Below are 17,439 nucleotides of genomic sequence, written 5' to 3' on the forward strand. Positions count from 1 at the left end.
AACGGCGTTGACAAGATGCTATGAAGTTCATTGCGTAAGCATATTTTTTAACGTGCTAATATCTATACGATTTCCGTATGATAAATTGCAAAAATAGCACTATTTGCTAATAGCGCTTCGCGCCACCATTTGCTCGCCAAACCGCAGGTGGCGTCATTCCAGGCGATCCAGGCATGCTGGCGGGGCGACTGGCCGCCCACGGCCATGCTGATGAGCTCGCCGCTCTCCAGCAGCGCCTGCACCTGATAGCGCGGCAGGCAGCCCCAGCCCAGTCCCATGCGCAGCAGCGCCAGCTGCCCCGCGGCGTCACACACCGTCAGGGTCTCCTGATCGCTAAGCAGCGCCCCGCCCTCGCCGGTGGCCACCGCCCGGTAACGGCGCAGGGTCCGCCAGCTCAGCGGAGCACGATGTCGCGCCAGGGGATGCTGCGGGGAAACCACCAGCAGCAGCTCCAGCTCGCCGAGGGGGAAAGAGTCATAGCCGCTCAGCGGCGGTGGCTCGCCGAGGGCGCCCAGCAGCAGATCGGCCTGCCCGTCAGTCAGCGGCCGCCAGTCAAACAGCGAGGGACTAAAAATGAAGTGCAGCCGGGTCAGCGGCTGTTGTTGATAAAATGCCGCGATCAGCGGCGAGAGCTGCGCTACGGGAAAAGTGCTGTCCACCGCCAGGCGGAGGGTGTGCTCCCACCCCTGCTGCAGCTTGACCGCCCGGATCTCCAGTTCGCGGGCGATATGCAGCACCTCCCGCCCTTTCTCCAGCAGCATTTGTCCGGTGGGGGTAAAGCGCGCGCGGTGGCCGCTGCGGTCGAGCAATTGAATATTGAGATCGCTTTCCAGCCGGTGAATGGTGTAGCTCAGCGCCGAGGGCGTTTTAAAGAGCTTTGCCGACGCGGCGGCAAAGCTCCCCTCTTTTTCCAGGGCATCCAGGATCACGAGGACATCCAGCAGTGGTTTCATCGCTACCCCCTTACGGTATGCGAATCACCGCTGGCAGATCACTCCATCGGCATCACCAGCGGATCGGGGTACTGGTACTCAAACCCCAGCTCATTGCAGATACGATTGCCATCCACAATCTTGCCCTGGCCGCCGTCCGGGCTGTCGCTGAACACCGGCGGCGGCAGCCCCAGCTCACGGGCCATCTGCGGATAAAAGAGGCCGCGCGCCGGATGGCGGGGCGCACATAGATTATAGATGTGCCCGCCCTTCGGGGCCTGCAACAGCAGTTCGATAGCGGCCACCACATCCTGCAAATGCACCAGATTGACCACGTGCTGGCCATCCGGCGCCGACTTACCGGCAAAAAAACGTCCCGGATGACGGGAAGGCCCCACCAGCCCGGCAAGGCGCAGAATATCCACCGACGTCCCCGGCAGATTGTGCAGCCAGTCCTCCAGCTCCTTGAGCACCTGCCCACTGGCGGTTTGCGGCTGGCGCGGGGAGTTCTCTTTCACCGTGCCGTTGACGTTGCCATACACCGAGGTGGAACTGGTGAAGACGATCCGCGGAATATGGTGCGCCAGCGCGGTATCGACAATCTCCTGCACCGCCTGCAGATAAAACCCCTCTCCCGCCCCGGTACGCCGGGCCGGCAGCGTGATCACCAGCGCATCGACGTTCATCAGCGCGTCGAGGTCCTCGGTATCACAGACCAGCTGCGGCTCCAGGCGCAGCGGATAGCTGTCAATCCCGCACATCCGCGCCGCCTCCACGCCATCCTGCGTGGTTTTACTGCCGGTGACCTGCCAGCCTCGCGCCATCAATGACAGCGCCAGCGGCATCCCCAGCCATCCCAAACCGACTATCGCGACCTTTTTCATCCCAGGCTCCTGACTCTTTCGCTGTGCTGATTACAGGCTACGCCAGCCAGCGGCAACTGACAATTTCTTCGCTCAATGTGAAATGAATTAATGATAGAAAAAAGCCCTTGCTTTCTGCGGCGGAAGTGGTTTAGGTTAAAGGACATCAAATGCATAGTCATTCACAGAGAATTTTTATGAACCGCGTTCAATTTAAACACCACCATCATCACCATCATCCTGACTAGTCTTTCAGGCGATGTGTGCTGGAAGACATTTGGATCTTCCAGTGGTGCATGAACGCGCAGAGAGCCCCCGGAAGATTCACTTCCGGGGGCTTTTTTTTGGACCAAATTCGGACAGATTCAGACAGGTATTCAGAGGAAAAGAACAATGTTAGACAACACCCGTTTACGCATAGCTATTCAGAAATCAGGCCGTTTAAGCGAAGATTCACGCGAATTACTCAGCCGCTGCGGCATTAAAGTCAATTTGCACACCCAGCGTCTGATTGCGCTGGCAGAAAATATGCCAATCGACATTCTGCGCGTGCGTGATGACGATATCCCGGGCCTGGTGATGGACGGTGTTGTCGACCTCGGCATTATCGGCGAAAACGTACTGGAAGAAGAGCTGCTCAGCCGCCGCGCTCAGGGCGAAGACCCGCGCTACTTCACCCTGCGCCGTCTCGACTTCGGCGGCTGCCGCCTGTCGCTGGCGACCCCGGTGGATGAAGCCTGGAACGGCCCGGCGGCGCTGGATGGCAAACGCATCGCCACCTCTTACCCACACCTGCTGAAGCGTTACCTCGATCAAAAAGGTATCTCCTTTAAATCCTGTCTGCTGAACGGCTCCGTGGAAGTGGCGCCGCGCGCCGGCCTCGCCGACGCCATCTGCGACCTCGTCTCCACTGGCGCCACCCTGGAAGCCAACGGCCTGCGCGAAGTGGAAGTGATCTACCGCTCCAAAGCCTGCCTGATCCAGCGCGACGGCGAGATGGCCGACGCCAAACAGCAGCTGATTGACCGCCTGCTGACCCGTATTCAGGGCGTGATCCAGGCCCGCGAGTCGAAATACATCATGATGCACGCCCCGACCGAACGCCTGGAAGAAGTGGTTGCCCTGCTGCCGGGCGCCGAGCGTCCGACTATTCTGCCGCTGGCAGGCGACAAGCAGCGCGTGGCGATGCACATGGTCAGCAGCGAAACCCTGTTCTGGGAGACCATGGAAAAACTGAAAGCGCTGGGCGCCAGCTCCATTCTGGTGCTGCCGATTGAGAAGATGATGGAGTAATCGGCCAGCCGGTCACGGGACACACAGGGGAAAACAATCATGAGCTTCAACACAATCATCGACTGGAACAGCTGTAGCGCAGACCAACAGCAACAACTCTTAACGCGCCCGGCGATTTCCGCCTCCGACAGCATCAGTAAAACGGTGGCGGAGATCCTCGATAACGTCAAAGCCAACGGCGACGCGGCGCTGCGCGAATACAGCGCGAAGTTTGATAAAACCACCGTCGCCGCGCTGCAGGTGAGCGAGGCGGAGATCGCCGCCGCCGGTGAACGCCTCAGCGACGAGCTGAAGCAGGCGATGGAGGTGGCGGTGAAAAACATCGAGACCTTCCACAACGCGCAGCAGCTGCAGGCGGTGGATGTCGAAACGCTGCCGGGCGTGCGCTGCCAGCAGGTCACCCGCCCTATCGCCTCCGTCGGGCTGTACATCCCGGGTGGCTCGGCGCCGCTGTTCTCCACAGTGCTGATGCTGGCGACACCGGCGCGCATCGCCGGCTGTCAGCAGGTAGTGCTCTGCTCGCCGCCGCCGATTGCCGATGAGATCCTCTATGCCGCGCAGCTGTGCGGCGTAAAAACCATCTTTAACGTCGGCGGCGCCCAGGCTATCGCCGCCCTCGCCCTCGGGACCGAGTCGGTGCCGAAGGTGGATAAAATCTTTGGCCCGGGTAACGCTTACGTCACGGAAGCCAAACGTCAGGTCAGCCAGCGTCTGGACGGCGCAGCCATCGACATGCCGGCCGGCCCGTCGGAAGTGCTGGTGATCGCCGACAGCGGCGCCACCCCGGACTTTGTCGCCTCCGACCTGCTGTCGCAGGCGGAACACGGCCCGGACTCGCAGGTGATCCTCCTGACCCCGGACGCCGACCTCGGCAACCGCGTCGCTGAGGCCGTCGAACGCCAGCTGGCCGCCCTGCCGCGCGCGGAAACCGCCCGCGTGGCCCTCTCCGCCAGCCGGATCATCGTGGCCCGCGACCTGGCGCAGTGCGTGGCTATCTCCAACCAGTATGGTCCGGAGCACCTGATCATTCAGACCCGTCAGGCCCGCGAGCTGGTGGACAGCATCACCAGCGCCGGTTCGGTTTTCCTCGGCGACTGGTCACCGGAATCCGCGGGCGATTACGCCTCGGGCACCAACCACGTCCTGCCGACCTATGGGTATACCGCCACCTGTTCGAGCCTCGGCCTGGCCGACTTCCAGAAGCGGATGACCGTGCAGGAGCTGTCGCGCGACGGCTTTGCCGCCCTCGCCTCAACGATTGAGATCCTGGCCGCCGCCGAGCGCCTTGACGCCCACAAAAACGCCGTAACGCTGCGCGTTGCCGCCCTGAAGGAGCAAGCATGAGCATTGAAGATTTAGCCCGCGCCAACGTCCGCGCGCTGACCCCGTATCAATCCGCTCGCCGCCTGGGCGGCAAAGGCGACGTCTGGCTGAACGCCAACGAATTCCCGACCGCCGTGGCTTTCCAGCTTACCGCGCAAACGATGAACCGCTATCCGGAGCCGCAGCCGAAGGCAGTCATCGAGAGCTACGCCCGCTACGCCGACGTCAAACCGGAGCAAGTGCTGGTCAGCCGCGGCGCCGACGAAGGGATTGAGCTGCTGATCCGCGCTTTCTGTGAGCCCGGCAAAGACGCGCTACTCTACTGCCCGCCCACCTACGGCATGTACAGCGTCAGCGCCGAGACCATCGGCGTCGAATGCCGCACCGTGCCGACCCTCGCCGACTGGCAGCTCGACCTGCCAGGTATCGAGGCGCAGCTGGACGGCGTGAAGGTGGTCTTTGTCTGCAGCCCGAACAACCCGACCGGTCAGATCATCGATCCGCAGTCGATACGCGACCTGCTGGAGATGACCCGCGATAAAGCCATCGTGGTCGCCGACGAAGCCTATATTGAATTCTGCCCGCAGGCGACGCTCGCCGGCTGGCTCAGCGACTATCCGCACCTGGTGGTACTGCGCACGCTGTCCAAAGCCTTCGCCCTCGCCGGCCTGCGCTGCGGCTTCACCCTCGCCAACGCCGAGGTGATTAACGTGCTGCTGAAAGTGATCGCTCCGTATCCGCTCTCCACGCCGGTGGCCGATATCGCCGCCCAGGCGCTGAGCGCGGAAGGGATCGCGGCGATGCGCCAGCGCGTGGCGCAGATCCTCGACGAGCGCCGCTACCTGGTGGAACAGCTGCGCGGCATCGCCTGCGTGGAGCAGGTCTTCGATTCCGAGGCGAACTACGTTCTGGCGCGGATAACCGCCTCCAGCGCAGTGTTTAAATCTTTGTGGGATCAGGGCATTATCTTACGTGACCAGAATAAACAACCTTCATTGAGCGGCTGTTTGCGTATCACTATCGGTACCCGTGCTGAGAGCCAGCGCGTGATTGACGCCTTGACTGCGGAGAATGTATGACCCAGAAGTATCTCTTTATTGACCGTGACGGCACCCTGATTTCCGAACCGCCGGTGGATTTCCAGGTGGACCGTTTCGACAAGCTGGCGTTTGAGCCGCAGGTGATCCCGGCGCTGCTGAAGCTGCAGCAGGAAGGCTATAAGCTGGTGATGATCACCAACCAGGATGGCCTGGGAACTGACAGTCTGCCGCAGGAAGCGTTTGATGGCCCGCACAACCTGATGATGCAGATCTTCGCCTCGCAGGGCGTCAATTTCGAAGAGGTGCTGATTTGCCCGCACTTCCCGGGCGACAACTGCGCCTGCCGCAAGCCGAAAACGCAGCTGGTGCTGCCGTGGCTGGAAGACGGCGTACTGGATAAAAGCCACAGCTATGTGATTGGCGACCGGGTCACCGACCTCGAGCTGGCGGATAATATGGGGATTACCGGCCTGCGCTATGACCGCGAGACCCTGGACTGGCCGACCATCAGCGAGCAGCTGACCCGCCGCGACCGCTATGCCCACGTCGAGCGCATCACCAAAGAGACCCAGGTGGACGTGAAGGTGTGGCTGGACCGCGAAGGCGGCAGCAAGATCCACACCGGCGTCGGCTTTTTTGACCATATGCTCGACCAAATCGCCACCCACGGCGGCTTCCGCATGGAAATTAACGTCGGCGGCGATCTGTACATCGACGATCACCACACCGTGGAAGATACCGGCCTGGCCCTCGGCGAAGCCCTGAAGCTGGCGCTCGGCGACAAGCGCGGCATCAACCGCTTCGGCTTCGTGCTGCCGATGGACGAGTGTCTCGCCCGCTGTGCGCTGGATATCTCCGGCCGTCCGCACCTGGAGTATAAGGCGGACTTCACCTATCAGCGCGTCGGCGATCTGAGCACCGAGATGGTGGAACACTTCTTCCGCTCGCTCTCTTACACCATGGCGGTGACCCTGCACCTGAAAACCAAGGGCAAGAACGATCACCACCGCGTGGAGAGCCTGTTCAAAGCCTTTGGCCGTACGCTGCGCCAGGCGATCCGCGTCCAGGGCGATGCCCTGCCGTCTTCCAAAGGGGTGCTGTGATGAATGTGGTGATCCTTGATACCGGGTGCGCCAACCTCAATTCGGTGAAATCGGCGATTGGCCGCCACGGCTATGAGCCAGTGGTCAGCCGCGATCCGGAGGTGGTATTGCGTGCCGATAAACTGTTTCTTCCCGGCGTCGGCACCGCCCAGGCGGCGATGGACCAGCTGCGCGACCGCGATCTGATCGACCTGATCAAAGCCTGTACCCAGCCGGTGCTGGGGATTTGCCTGGGCATGCAGCTGCTCGGCAAGCGCAGCGAGGAGAACAACGGCGTCGATCTGCTGGGCATTATCGAAGAAGAGGTGCCGAAGATGACCGACCACGGTCTGCCATTGCCGCACATGGGCTGGAACCGGGTGTATGCCAAAGCAGGCGATCGTCTGTTCCGCGGCATTGAAGAAGGCGCTTATTTCTACTTCGTGCACAGCTACGCCATGCCGGTCAACCCGTACACCATCGCCCAGTGCAATTACGGTGAGGCGTTCACCGCCGCGGTGCAGAAAGATAACTTCTTTGGCGTGCAGTTCCACCCGGAGCGCTCCGGGAGCGCCGGGGCGCAGCTGCTGAAAAACTTCCTGGAGATGTGATGATTATTCCTGCTTTAGATTTAATCGACGGCACCGTCGTTCGTCTCCACCAGGGCGATTACGGCCAGCAGCGCGACTATGGCAGCGATCCGCTGCCGCGCCTGCAGTCCTATGCCGCTCAGGGGGCGGAAGTCCTGCACCTGGTCGACCTGACCGGGGCGAAGGATCCGGCGAAACGCCAGATCCCCTTGCTGAAATCGCTGGTCGCCGGCGTTGACGTCCCGGTACAGGTTGGCGGCGGCGTGCGGACCGAAGCGGATGTCGCGGCCCTGCTTGAGGCCGGCGTCGCCCGCGTGGTGGTCGGCTCCACCGCGGTAAAGTCCCCGGAGGAAGTGAAAGGCTGGTTTAAACGCTTTGGCCCTGAACGGCTGGTGCTGGCGCTCGACGTGCGCATTGACGCCGACGGCAACAAGCAGGTGGCAGTCAGCGGCTGGCAGGAAAACTCCGGCGTGACGCTGGAGGAGCTGGTGGAGAGTTATCTGCCAGTCGGCCTGCAGCACGTGCTGTGCACCGATATCTCCCGCGACGGCACCCTGGCAGGTTCTAACGTCTCGCTGTACGAGGAAGTCTGCGCCCGCTACCCGCAGGTGGCGTTTCAGTCATCCGGCGGCATCGGCGATCTTAATGATATTGCCGCGCTGCGCGGCACCGGGGTGCGCGGCGTGATTGTCGGTCGCGCGCTGCTGGAAGGTAAATTCAACGTAACGGAGGCCATTCAATGCTGGCAAAACGGATAATCCCCTGCCTCGACGTCCGCGACGGCCAGGTAGTGAAAGGCGTGCAGTTCCGTAATCACGAGATCATTGGCGACATCGTCCCGCTGGCCAAGCGCTATGCCGACGAAGGGGCCGACGAACTGGTGTTCTATGATATCACCGCCTCCAGCGACGGCCGGGTGGTCGACAAGAGCTGGGTGTCGCGCGTGGCGGAAGTGATCGATATTCCTTTCTGCGTGGCGGGCGGGATCAAGTCGCTGGAAGACGCGGCGCAGATCCTCTCCTTCGGCGCCGATAAGATTTCGATTAACTCCCCTGCTCTCGCTGACCCGACGCTGATCACCCGCCTTGCCGACCGCTTTGGCGTGCAGTGCATTGTGGTGGGGATTGATACCTGGTTTGATGCAGAGACCGGCAAATATCACGTCAACCAGTATACCGGCGATGAGACCCGCACCCGGGTGACGCAGTGGGAAACCCTCGACTGGGTGGAGGAAGTGCAGAAGCGCGGCGCGGGCGAGATCGTCCTCAATATGATGAACCAGGACGGGGTGCGCAACGGCTACGATCTGCAGCAGCTGGCGAAGGTTCGCGCGGTGTGCCATGTCCCGCTGATCGCCTCCGGCGGCGCGGGCACCATGGAACACTTCCTCGAAGCCTTCCGCGACGCCAACGTTGACGGCGCGCTGGCGGCCTCGGTATTCCACAAACAGATTATTAATATTGGCGAACTGAAAGCGTACCTGGCGGCACAGGGCGTGGAGATAAGGGTATGTTGACTGAACAGCTGGATTGGGAAAAAACGGACGGCATGATGCCGGCCATCGTGCAGCACGCCGTATCCGGCGAGGTGCTGATGCTGGGCTACATGAACAAGGAGGCGCTGGAGAAAACCGAAGCCACCGGCAAGGTCACCTTTTACTCACGCACCAAACAACGGCTGTGGACCAAGGGTGAAACCTCGGGCAATGTCCTCAACGTGGTGAGCATCACGCCGGACTGTGACAACGATACGCTGCTGGTGCTGGTAAACCCGATCGGGCCGACCTGCCATAAAGGCACCACCAGCTGCTTCGGCGAAACCGGCCACCAGTGGCTGTTCCTCTATCAGCTGGAGCAACTGCTGGCCGAGCGTAAGCATGCCGACCCGGAGAGCTCCTACACGGCGAAGCTGTATGCCAGCGGCACCAAGCGTATTGCGCAGAAAGTGGGGGAAGAAGGCGTGGAGACCGCGCTGGCCGCCACGGTGAACGACCGCTTCGAGCTGAAGAATGAGGCGTCGGACCTGATGTACCACCTGCTGGTGCTGCTGCAGGACCAGGGGCTGGATCTCGGGGAAGTGATTGATAATTTAAGAGCACGGCATAAGTAATATTAGTACTAGTTAATTCCGCAAATATAAAAGGCAGATTTGTCCTCAAATCTGCCTTTTGTTTACCATTAACTCATGTTACAAGCCATTATTCCGATCTGGTGGGTAATGATGACAGACAACGTTTGTTGAGTTGTTGTCTTTCTTTATCAAAAAACCAACCCCATTTATTGAAATATTTAATCGCAGAGGTCATATGGTAAAACAGGAACTTAAAGCTGTGATATGATTTTCTTTGCGATAGATGAACCACTGTAGAATCAGGACAATAAACAACATTAAAATTTCCCGCACTGATACGGCGCGAAAAATCGACATCCTCTAAATACATGAAGAATCGAAGGTCGAAACCTTGAACTTGTAGAATGGCGTTATTGCTCACCATCATAAAACATCCTGACATCGATGGCGCGTAGAATGCAGCATTAAAATTAGCGTTACGCAATTCATACTCATTATTTATGTTGGGAAAAAATGATGAGAGAAAACGACGTCCGAAAAGTTGAAATGGTGCCGGCAATAGCTTTGTCGCATATTGTAATGCACCATTTGGATATATGATTTTAGGAACTGAAAGGTCGACCGAATTTTCCTTACAAAAGGAAAACAGTTTATCAACCTCGCCCTGAGCATAGTAAATGTCAGGATTACAAATCAAAAAATAACTACATTGGTTTTTATAATGTTCAAATACTTTATTATGCCCTGCGCCAAAACCTTCATTATCAGGTAATCTTATGACATCAACTTTATCGTGCTTATAATCATCCAACCAGGTACAAAAAGAACCATTATCCACTATAACTAGTTTATCGATATTCTTTTCATTTAATAACGAATCAAGCGTAAGCTCAATTTCTTGAAAAGAATGTTTATAAAGAACAAGCGAAGCTAGTATATTCACATAGCACCTTACTACATTTTCCCAACACAAACGTAAATTATGGTTGATAATGTACCGAGTTTATATTGATGGTAAACACCAGATTTTATGTAAAAATAAATCCTTTTCAAAAACCTACTTTTACTTATATTATTATAGTTATAATAAACTTGCTTTTCATTCTCACCGAAGTGAGCCACTATCTTATCGAGAACGGTTTTATTCCGTTTATTCCAGTCCGCACGATTTCCTTTAAAAGATGAAAAGAAATTACGCACACGTAAAAAAATATTACGTCCATCACCAATCACATTATTACTATGTTGGCGATACAACACTCCAGGGGTGCGATCAAAATAAATGCGACCGTTGCATGCGCTTACTATCTGATAGAGCGACCAATCATGTACCACCATTTCTTCAGTCGAGGCAGCCATTAATAACTCTCTGGCTTTATGATTGAATACCATAGTATTGCCGCTAGCAACATTATGCAACAGAGCATTGGCAAAACTGAGTGCCTTATTGGGTGAAAGTGATTCCCCAATAATATTATCAGCCTGATCGATAAGAGTGGTAGCCGAGCAATAGAGAGCAGGAGTATCTGAGGGGACACTGTCCAAAAAGCGAACTGCATTTTCTATTTTTTCGGGTAGCCAAATGTCGTCCTGGTCAGAAAAAGCATAATAATCAGCAATGATTTTTTCATCGTTGATCATGGACTGAAAATTTTGGCAGAAACCAAGACAAGGGCCTTTTTTTAGAAAACCAGAAATCTCTGGATGAGAAAGATAAAAGTTATTAACAATTTCGGCTGTCGAATCGGTCGAGCCATCATCAGAAACATATAAACACCAGTTCTTATATGTTTGGTTAAGAAATGAATCAAGTTGAGGCTGAAGGTACTCCTGACCATTTCTTACAGCCATTAAAATAGCAACACTTCGGTTCATTCTGAAACCCTGCCCCTCTATCTGCTATCCGCAGATAGAGGGGTTATTTTTAATTTAATTTACTAAACCACGACCACAATAATCATCATCTAAGGTCATTTTTTTCACGAAGTCATTTTCTTTTCGATTGCAACTTGAAATGAACTCACTATATAAAGAATCAGCTATTGTCAATGAAGGCGAAAAATCAGGGTAAAGCGTATTTCGTATATCTCTTGCATCACGAACGAAATCCATGCAGCCTTTTTGTAACTCCGTTCTGATGTCTTTTGTTATAAGCTCTTCTGGACGCTGTTGTTTATATACTGGCGTAACGGTCGCATTTTCCAGGATATATTTAACAATTTGGGTATCATCCGAGCTTAACAATTTTTCAAGTTCGAAACTTTGACGTAGAATCACTGAGTTTTCATTTTGAAGTGAGATCGAGTTATCAATAAAACAACCATGAGCTTTACTTCCGCTCTTTAAGCCCTTTCCTGCAGTTTCAGATGTTGCCATATAATAACCATCGACTCTGTCGGCTACAATATTTATAAGCGCTTTCTGGATCGTTCCTGAGTATCCAACATCAACGACCGTCTTATGACCTGATGTTAAGAATCCTTCCTGTTTAAGGTATTGTAACAAACCTTGCTTTTCAGCATGAGCTTCAGAAAGAATATCAGGCATAAGATATTCCAGCAATGACCTAATTTCGGAAATATCCTCATTCTGCACTTCTACTAACTTGCCTTTAGACCAAAGCCCAGAAGAGTATAAAGAGGATAATTTCTCTTCAGGTAGGACCAATCCATAACGTTCGCGTAAAAACATCTCGAGTGTATTGGCAAAGAAAGTCGACTTAGCTATATCCAAGACATCATTCAGTGTTGTTACATTAGGAACGTTAACCGCACGGCGAGACAAAATCAGGTAATGACTTTGAGGTGCAGTTTTTGCCCCATCACACCAAAGATCATAAACGTCTTTAATGATTTTCCCTTCTCTGGCAAGAAAATATAAGTCTTGAATGTCAGATTGTGCGGCGCGCTTTCTCAGCCATTCAGCAAATGAGGTAAGCAATGGACCTGCAAGATTGTAACCAATCTGATACGGACTTGAAGAGAAAAGCTTTAATTTTTCCGGAGAGAAACTCCCAATTTGACTTAAATTTTTCCTCGTCAAAAGACCAAAGGTCAGTTCTCCGTCTAGATCCGAATTAAACGCCTGCTTAGCTAACCCTGCATACTCTGGAGTATGAAGTGCTAAGTCCGTAGCTCTAACAATATGCAAACCGAGAGTGTTGAACCGATCGCAAGGCAACTGTAAATCACTACGCTCGTTATCGCCAATCATCACGACTTCATTACCGGAAACACCATACTCGGTAAAAAGAAGCTCGTACAGTTCACCCGTATCCTTTCTTTTACCTTTATCTGATGATAAATAAATTTTATCCCATCCGGTAAAACCATTAGACTCGAGCATATTAACGATAGTTTCAAGCGGTAAAAACATATCGCTGACAATAGCGATTTTTTTACCACTCTTTTTAACAAACTCAAAAATTTCCAACATATCCGGCCGAGCCGAAACAGAAGCAATTTCAACCCGTTCTTCGAGCTCACGAAACTTTTTGGCGACTGAATGTTCAACCTTATAATGTTGCTGCAATTCATTATAGATATCGTCAATACTGATATCCCGCCCAGCGCGGTGCCTTGCACTCTGCTCTGCGGCAGGCCTTTTAGACAGAAATTCGGACGCTTCCTCAGCAGACAACTGGCTGGCAATGATCTGTTTTGTATGGTCAGGATGAAGTAAAGGACGAATCAACAAAGTATCAAAAATATCAAAAGCAATAATTTTTTTGCTTGGATCAGAAATTATTTGATGAATCGACTCTAACGTTCTAGGGAAATATTGATGATCCCAACGGAAAGTGGATTTTGACTCATTCTCACAGTCTTTTATAATTAATGAACCATAATTCAAAGCCTGAGGGACTATACCTAGCAAACGTTCAATTGCATGTGCTGTAGTCCCATCAGTCTGTCCTTTTTCTTCAGGAAAATCTTGCCACGCTAAATTCATCTCGAATAACGGGGACAAAGCATCTACACGGGCCCAAAACATTGAACCTGCGGGGAAATTGAAATATCCATCAGGACAGGCTATTCCCATTTTAGCGCAAAGTTCACTGCCTTGCTGTTTGTTGGCTAACCAGGTAAATGCCATATAAGGCAATGTATGATGAACTTGAGGATAGATAATCCCTAACGAATTATCATCTTTAAATGCTTTAAATATTCGTTTTACATTAGATTCCGAACCGAACAAACCATTCAGTAAATACTCTCGCCAACCGGTTGTTTTTCCCTCATTATATAATGACTTCTTACTTTGAATATGACAAATAAAATCATATTGTTTTAAGGCGGAACCAAACTCGGCGAATACTGGAGCAATATCACGACCGCGATTAGGTACTACTCGCACATCGAGATTTTCGATATTTTTAATCTTCTTAAATTGCAGATTGCATTGTTGTTTGGCTTCTTCACTTGTTACTGAAATGTAAACATCGAACTTAAACGGCATTGTTGACAATTGTGCCACAAATTCATCGATTAAGTCTGGATAAAAAATATGACATTGAACAGCAATTCTTCCAGGCTGTGTATTAATATCGTCACTTAATAAATTAATATCGATAAGCTTATCACTTACCTCTAATTCATTTGATATCAGAGAATGAGCAGCCATAAATTTAGGATGACTAGTGAACCAACTAGGTCGAACCTTAAATGCCATGGTTAATAGTTGTTCGCGATACTTATAAGGGGTTCGATAATAAGCTGACTTGGCAATGTTACGGACTTCTTTTTTAATATGCCACATCGCATCTTTCTGTTGGCCGCGGAGTACTCGAAACATGAATCTTAGCGGCTTAGTGATTTTCCACGAGTTAGTATTAATCAGCCGCTCAATTTCCTTTTCGAGTGCATGGACATTGCCAGAAATATGATGCTGACTGTTTTCCAGTTCATGGATTCTGCCAGCCATAACATTTTTAATATTTTTATCTTCCTGAATTCTCTTTATATAGAGTTCGTTTTCTTCTTTTGATTTATTAAGTTGATGCTGAAGTTCTTGGTTTTGACTCTCAAGAACGGATCTGGCTGATTCAATATGCTGGATATGATTATGGGCTTCTTCGCGCAGAGTAATTAACTCACCTAGGCGTGAAAATGCCTCTCTAATGAGGGCAGGCTCACCAAAAGAAGCCAACTTTTCATAAAGAGCTTGGCTTTTTTTGCCTACAAAAAGCACACCCAGGCCATATGAATGCAAAAATTCAAAAGATGGATACTGTTGTTGAAGTTCATCCCAAAGCTGCCATACACCAAATCCTCGTTCACGGACATTGGTGTCATGGAACAGGACAACCGCATCATCTGCTAATTTTGATTTCCAGGATTCAAAGTCATGTTTAACAGCTTCATAGGTATGTAAGCCGTCGATATGCAATAAATTAACGCTACCTGCAGAAAAATATTCGTTCGCCTGATCAAAGGTCATGCGCATTAAATTTGAAAATGCAGAGAAATACTGCTGATTCCATGCACTTACATCTCTGAAAACATCTTCACTGTAGCTACCAGCATGCTCATCCCCCTGCCACGTATCAACAGCATAGCATTTGGAACCGGTATTATTTTCCAGGACAGCCTGGCAGATTGCAAAATATGAATTTCCTGAATGCGTACCTAATTCAACAATAGTACCCGGTTTCATTTCCTCAACAAGCCAACTGACAAAGGGGATATGGCCGCACCAGCCAAATGGGAAAGTCAGTTTTCTAGGTCTGGAAAGCATTGATTTATTAATCATAGTCATAAAATAATTACTCTTAATTCACCGAGATACTAATATTTTTCATTGGAATACCGACTAGCCCAGTCACCGTACTGGAAGAATGCGATTTAAAAATTACCGCATCATGTATCCAGTGATGTTGGATATGTTCTTGCTGACTACCTTCAGCTACTGCGACGCAAATACTATATTCACCGACTGGAAGTATAGGCATGTTAAACTCGAAAATGCTATCCATATTGTCATTAGGTTGCATACTGAGTGGTGTATCCATATAAGAAAGGTATGTGTTATCACCAAATAACGTTTGTCCAAGTCGGTCTTTTATATAGAAACCGATTATTGGGCTAAACATACTTTTCAAGCATTTAACACTTATTCTAAGCTTAACTTCTTCCCCACCAACTACCCATGATAAAGGTTCACCGTTTTGATCCTCTAGCCTTACACTATAGATCTCTGCGCCATTCTCACCAAACTGTTTACTTTCATCATTAAAAGAAAACAGTTCTATATCATTACGTAAATTACTAGCATTAATAAAACTAGTACGCATATCTTTATAAGCTACAACCTCGGTAACATCCTTGTTTTGACGCTTGACGGATACATTCCTGTTACTCTGTTTAAATAATGCAGCAAGATAAGCTTCCGAAACATCTTTCGCAGAACCTTCCATCTTCTTCTGCCCATGATCAATCCAGATAGCACGATCGCATAAGTTTACAATTGAAGCGGTATCATGGCTAACGAAGAGCACAGTACCATGTTCCATAAATGCCCGTAGAAAACGCATACATTTTTGAACAAAGAACGCATCACCAACCGAAAGCGCTTCATCTACTATTAAGATATCTGCATCAACGTGAGCGATAATTGAAAATGCCAACCGTACAAACATACCACTAGAATATGTTTTTACCGGTTGCTCAATAAACTCTCCAATTTCGGAAAACTCAACGATACTGTCGAAACGTTCTTTTATTTGCTCGTCAGTTAGCCCCATTATTGATGCTGAGATAAATATATTTTCTCTACCTGTGAAATCAGGGTTAAACCCAGCACCAAGCTCTAACAGAGCAGCCACTCTACCGTTTACAGTTACATTGCCATTCGTTGGCGACAACGTCCCACAAATAATTTGCAATAGGGTTGATTTACCTGCGCCGTTGGCACCAATGATTCCAATTGTCTCTCCTTTATTAATAGTTAAGGAGACATCATTAAGTGAATAGAATTCTTTATGTTTCTTTATACGCTTTGCCCCAGCAACTCGGCGTGGTAAATTTGCCAGGAACTCTTTTATCCGATCTTTTGGAGAGTTGTAGATGCGAAAAATTTTTGTAATATGTTCTACTTGAATGACAGCTTCGCATTTAACTGAATTATAGGACATCTGCAAAACCTTTTTTAGCCTTCTGGAATATTTTCATTGCAATAATGTAAAATATAATACTTGAGATATACAGAATTGAATATGATTCAATTGACATGTTTTTGCCAAAGATTAATACATCTCGTGTGTTTTCTATTAAAAACGCCAACGGGTTGTACATCATAACATCCTGAAAACTTTTAGGAATTGCGCTTAACGGATAAAATATCGGAGATAAAAACATCAGAAACGTTATCATAATTGGCACAGCCTGAGCTATATCTCGAAAATATACGCCAATGGTTGAAAAAATAACAATTAATGAAAAACCGATAAGAAACAAAGGAATCAACAACAACGGAAAGAATAAAATTGTCCAAGGCACTGAATTGAAGACAATTAGTTGAGCAATGAGCAAAATTATGAAACTTATAAAGAAATTAAACACGGCCGAAAGAAAAATGCTAAACGGAAGACAGCCAAGTGGAAAAACAACTTTCTTAACGTAATTTACATTACTGGTAAATAATGTCGGTCCTCGACTTAAACACTCTGCTAAGAAGTTGAATATAATCAACCCAGCAAACAATACTACTGCGAAGGTCCCTTTCCCTCCTTCTAAACTACCCCATTTAGCCTTGAAGACTTCTGAAAATACAAACGAATAAACACATAACATAATTACTGGGTTAACAACTGCCCAAAAACCGCCGATAAAAGATCCCTTATATTTAGAATCAATATCTCTTTTCGCCAGTTTCAAGATGAGGGTTTTGTTTTTCAAGAAATACTTCAGCATCGCTTAGACATACCTTAATTTATATACTGGATTCAGGCTCTGGTAATTTTTTGAGCCAGAATCCAGGTCATCACTAGATATACACTTCCGCGTTGGCCAGCGTATGCGCCTGCAGATCTTTCTCCGACAGCGACAGCGCGCTGTCGCTCAGCGCCGGCCAGTCAATCCCGATCTCCGGATCGTTCCAGATGATGCTCCGTTCTGACTGCGGCGCGTAGTAGTTCGTCGCCTTGTAGACAAACTGCACCGTGTCGCTCAGCGCCATAAACCCGTGGGCGAACCCTTCCGGGATCCACAGCTGACGTTTATTCTCTGCGCTGAGCACCGCGCCCACCC

General features: G+C 50.6%; 17 protein-coding genes and 1 other annotated feature. Of the genes, 9 read left to right on the forward strand and 8 right to left on the reverse strand.

All coding sequences use genetic code 11. The features are described from left to right. Positions 1 to 62 precede the first annotated feature (62 nt). On the reverse strand, positions 63 to 953 hold the full coding sequence (locus CWM54_RS09795; RefSeq protein ID WP_100696862.1) for a LysR family transcriptional regulator: 891 nt from the start codon (positions 951 to 953) through the stop codon (positions 63 to 65). Positions 954 to 991: 38 nt separating this feature from the next. Further along, positions 992 to 1,816: an SDR family oxidoreductase gene (locus CWM54_RS09800; protein WP_074385334.1), complete on the reverse strand. Its 825-nt coding sequence runs from the start codon at positions 1,814 to 1,816 to the stop codon at positions 992 to 994. A gap of 176 nt (positions 1,817 to 1,992) precedes the next feature. Here CWM54_RS09800 and hisL point away from each other — a divergent pair, with 176 nt between their 5' ends. The 9 genes from hisL (at position 1,993) to hisIE (ending at position 9,232) form a co-directional block, all read left to right on the forward strand. Beyond that, entirely contained in the window at positions 1,993 to 2,043 is a 51-nt protein-coding gene (gene hisL / locus CWM54_RS09805; RefSeq protein ID WP_004899375.1) for a his operon leader peptide, read from the forward strand. Further along, positions 2,019 to 2,141, forward strand: a sequence feature (His leader region). It overlaps the preceding gene by 25 nt. Positions 2,142 to 2,188: 47 nt before the next feature. After that, entirely contained in the window at positions 2,189 to 3,088 is a 900-nt protein-coding gene (gene hisG, locus CWM54_RS09810) for an ATP phosphoribosyltransferase (protein ID WP_002912152.1), read from the forward strand. Between the two features lie 39 nt (positions 3,089 to 3,127). Continuing rightward, positions 3,128 to 4,432 carry a histidinol dehydrogenase gene (gene hisD / locus CWM54_RS09815; RefSeq protein WP_100696864.1) on the forward strand — a complete coding sequence of 435 codons (1,305 nt, stop codon included), beginning with the start codon at positions 3,128 to 3,130 and terminating at the stop codon, positions 4,430 to 4,432. Next, positions 4,429 to 5,490 carry a histidinol-phosphate transaminase gene (hisC, locus tag CWM54_RS09820; protein ID WP_012967604.1) on the forward strand — a complete coding sequence of 354 codons (1,062 nt, stop codon included), beginning with the start codon at positions 4,429 to 4,431 and terminating at the stop codon, positions 5,488 to 5,490. The genes hisD and hisC overlap by 4 nt, the downstream gene beginning before the upstream one ends. After that, positions 5,487 to 6,554 (forward strand): bifunctional histidinol-phosphatase/imidazoleglycerol-phosphate dehydratase HisB, encoded by a 1,068-nt coding sequence (hisB, locus tag CWM54_RS09825; RefSeq protein WP_032735996.1) that lies wholly within the window; start codon positions 5,487 to 5,489, stop codon positions 6,552 to 6,554. The genes hisC and hisB overlap by 4 nt, the downstream gene beginning before the upstream one ends. Next, on the forward strand, positions 6,554 to 7,144 hold the full coding sequence (gene hisH / locus CWM54_RS09830; protein WP_008804113.1) for an imidazole glycerol phosphate synthase subunit HisH: 591 nt from the start codon (positions 6,554 to 6,556) through the stop codon (positions 7,142 to 7,144). Before hisB ends, hisH begins: the two co-directional genes overlap by 1 nt. Further along, positions 7,144 to 7,881, forward strand: coding sequence for a 1-(5-phosphoribosyl)-5-[(5-phosphoribosylamino)methylideneamino]imidazole-4-carboxamide isomerase (gene hisA, locus CWM54_RS09835; RefSeq protein WP_004200373.1), 738 nt, complete (start codon positions 7,144 to 7,146; stop codon positions 7,879 to 7,881). Before hisH ends, hisA begins: the two co-directional genes overlap by 1 nt. Then, positions 7,863 to 8,639: an imidazole glycerol phosphate synthase subunit HisF gene (hisF, locus tag CWM54_RS09840; RefSeq protein WP_008804112.1), complete on the forward strand. Its 777-nt coding sequence runs from the start codon at positions 7,863 to 7,865 to the stop codon at positions 8,637 to 8,639. Before hisA ends, hisF begins: the two co-directional genes overlap by 19 nt. Continuing rightward, entirely contained in the window at positions 8,633 to 9,232 is a 600-nt protein-coding gene (hisIE, locus tag CWM54_RS09845; RefSeq protein WP_016161460.1) for a bifunctional phosphoribosyl-AMP cyclohydrolase/phosphoribosyl-ATP diphosphatase HisIE, read from the forward strand. Before hisF ends, hisIE begins: the two co-directional genes overlap by 7 nt. Positions 9,233 to 9,320: 88 nt before the next feature. On the opposite strand, the gene CWM54_RS09850 is transcribed toward hisIE, so the two are convergent. From CWM54_RS09850 to CWM54_RS09875, 6 genes are all read right to left on the reverse strand, one after another. Next, a complete protein-coding gene (locus CWM54_RS09850; protein WP_072041785.1) occupies positions 9,321 to 10,136 on the reverse strand; it encodes a glycosyltransferase family 2 protein in 816 nt (271 codons plus the stop codon). Between the two features lie 11 nt (positions 10,137 to 10,147). Further along, the gene (locus tag CWM54_RS09855) at positions 10,148 to 11,068 is read right to left on the reverse strand and encodes a glycosyltransferase family 2 protein (RefSeq protein ID WP_100696866.1); all 921 of its coding nucleotides are present in this window, start codon (positions 11,066 to 11,068) and stop codon (positions 10,148 to 10,150) included. A 54-nt stretch (positions 11,069 to 11,122) separates the two neighbouring features. Further along, positions 11,123 to 14,950: a rhamnan synthesis F family protein gene (locus CWM54_RS09860; RefSeq protein ID WP_100696868.1), complete on the reverse strand. Its 3,828-nt coding sequence runs from the start codon at positions 14,948 to 14,950 to the stop codon at positions 11,123 to 11,125. Positions 14,951 to 14,963: 13 nt separating this feature from the next. Then, positions 14,964 to 16,325 (reverse strand): ABC transporter ATP-binding protein, encoded by a 1,362-nt coding sequence (locus tag CWM54_RS09865; protein WP_100676357.1) that lies wholly within the window; start codon positions 16,323 to 16,325, stop codon positions 14,964 to 14,966. After that, on the reverse strand, positions 16,315 to 17,088 hold the full coding sequence (locus tag CWM54_RS09870; protein WP_158609881.1) for an ABC transporter permease: 774 nt from the start codon (positions 17,086 to 17,088) through the stop codon (positions 16,315 to 16,317). Before CWM54_RS09870 ends, CWM54_RS09865 begins: the two co-directional genes overlap by 11 nt. A gap of 88 nt (positions 17,089 to 17,176) precedes the next feature. Beyond that, a partial coding sequence (locus CWM54_RS09875; RefSeq protein WP_133124473.1) for a dTDP-4-dehydrorhamnose 3,5-epimerase family protein occupies positions 17,177 to 17,439 on the reverse strand: 263 nt, incomplete at its 5' end.

This window comes from Klebsiella sp. D-Nf1 (assembly GCF_002810515.1).
Taxonomy (GTDB): Bacteria; Pseudomonadota; Gammaproteobacteria; order Enterobacterales; family Enterobacteriaceae; genus Klebsiella; species Klebsiella variicola.